A 415-nucleotide genomic window follows, 5' to 3' on the forward strand; every position below is an offset into this window, starting at 1 on the left:
GGGTTCTCGGGGAGTTCGACGGTCTCCTTGTCCGGGGAGCCGGCCAGCACCTCGCGGGCGGCGGGCACGGGACAGACGTAGTTGACGGCGGCCGCCAGCTCCGCCGCCACCTCGGGGTCGTAGTAGTGGTCGACGAGGGCCTCGGCGTTGGCCTTGTGCCGGGCGAGGTTGGGGATGAGCAGGCTTTCCGCCCAGAGCTCCGCGCCCTCCTCGGGGACGACGAACTCGATGTCGGGGTTGTCGGCCCGGAGCTGGATGGCGTCGCCGGAGTAGGCCTGGCAGGCCAGGACGTCCCCCTTGGACAGGTCGGAGGTGTAGTCGTTGCCGGTGAAGCGTCGGATGTGCTTCTTGCGCACCAGTTCCTCGACCTGGTCGCACATCCGGTGGAAGTCCGATTCGGTCCACCGCGTGATGT

1 protein-coding gene is annotated in these 415 nt (G+C 68.7%); it reads right to left on the minus strand.

Translation table 11 applies throughout. The features are described 5' to 3' along the window. Positions 1–415, minus strand: a 415-nt coding sequence (locus G3I71_RS48685; protein ID WP_164325400.1) for an extracellular solute-binding protein, incomplete at both ends; no start/stop codon positions are given.

This window comes from Streptomyces sp. SID12501, assembly GCF_010550245.1.
Taxonomy (GTDB): Bacteria; Actinomycetota; Actinomycetes; order Streptomycetales; family Streptomycetaceae; genus Streptomyces.